General features: G+C 43.2%; 1 protein-coding gene. It reads left to right on the top strand.

What is annotated here, in order from left to right:
- Positions 1–147 precede the first annotated feature (147 nt).
- Positions 148–1,236, top strand: coding sequence for a hypothetical protein (locus Q0257_RS10675; protein ID WP_298024707.1), 1,089 nt, complete (start codon positions 148–150; stop codon positions 1,234–1,236).
- Positions 1,237–1,295 lie beyond the last annotated feature (59 nt).

The raw sequence follows: 1,295 nt of genomic DNA, 5'->3' as shown, positions 1-1,295 counted from the left end.
CTCGTCTTTGAGCCGATGTGGAATATCGATATGGCGGAAGATCACGTCAAAGAAGCACTCGGTAGATTTTAAACAGCTTTGCCGCGCCCCGTAGTTTAAGCTTTGAAATTCTAAAATTAGATTTCAAATTTATACCTAGGGGCTGCTATGAAAAAATTTACCGACGGCAAGAAAGAAATTCTACTTCAAACGCAAGGGCTTAGTTTGATTTCAAAGACGCTACAAAACGGCAAAGAAAGGCTGAGCTCTAAAGAATTCGCAAATTGCGATGCTCTGCAAAAAGCTTTCGTAAAAAAGCAAGTTGATGCCCTAAAAAAGGGCTTCATCTATGAAAACAAAAAAGCGAAATTCGGCGAAGCAATAGCGCATGCCTATATCGGCGGCGGATACAGCGGAGCGCTTGGATTTGCCGAGTTTGAGGATAAATTTTACGTCTATAAATGTAATTTTGACGAGCACGGCTGCGATTATTTAATCGTGCTGGACGGCGAACTAAGAACTCTTGCGCAATTTGAACTACCAAAAATTTTAGCATGGAAAATGACTGCTACCAAAAAGGCCTTGGTGCTTGATTTGGACCACGAATTCTTTCTTTTTGATGGAGAAAAATTCAGCAGGCTTTTTGAAGCCTGGGGTATCACAGGAGGAGGCTTTAGCTCTGCTCTAAGCGGCAACGGCGAAATTCTAGCCTGCGGCACGGATGGAATTTTAGCTTTCGGAAGCGACAGGAAGCTAAATTTTAAAACGGATTTTTCGGCAAAAGCAATAGGCTTCGGCAATAAAATTTGCGTAGCCTGTGGGGATGAAGGCGGCAAAAATATCGCCAGGCTCTACCGCCTAAAAGACTTCGCCGAGCTTTGCCGTATCGAATGCGACGTGGGCTATATCCACTCCCTCAACGTGGGGCTTATCAAAAATGACGCGATTTTGGTCGTAAATAACGGCTTTGATGAGCTGTATTTTTGGGACGTCGCAAGCAAAAAGCGTCTAAGCGTACCAAAAAGCTTGCCAAGAAGCGTAATGAGGTTTGCCGCAAACGATCAAATTTTTCTTACATACTTTTACGGTGGATTTAAGGCATTCAGCTTGGAGGATTTTCGCCTCTTAGGCGAGTTTGAATGCGAGCACTGCGTCAAAACCGCCGCTATTAAAATCTCAGGCGAGCGCCTTTATGTTCGCACCGACTACGGATTTTTTAGCATTTATTCTTTAGCCGAGAATGGAATTAAAATTTAAAAAGCGCTATTGATAGGGATTTATCGCCCGCTTCAAGCTCATAAAATTAAACGAACTCC

It is taken from the genome of uncultured Campylobacter sp., assembly GCF_938018035.1.
GTDB lineage: Bacteria > Campylobacterota > Campylobacteria > Campylobacterales > Campylobacteraceae > Campylobacter_B.
This window is presented reverse-complemented; position numbering and strand designations above follow the sequence as displayed.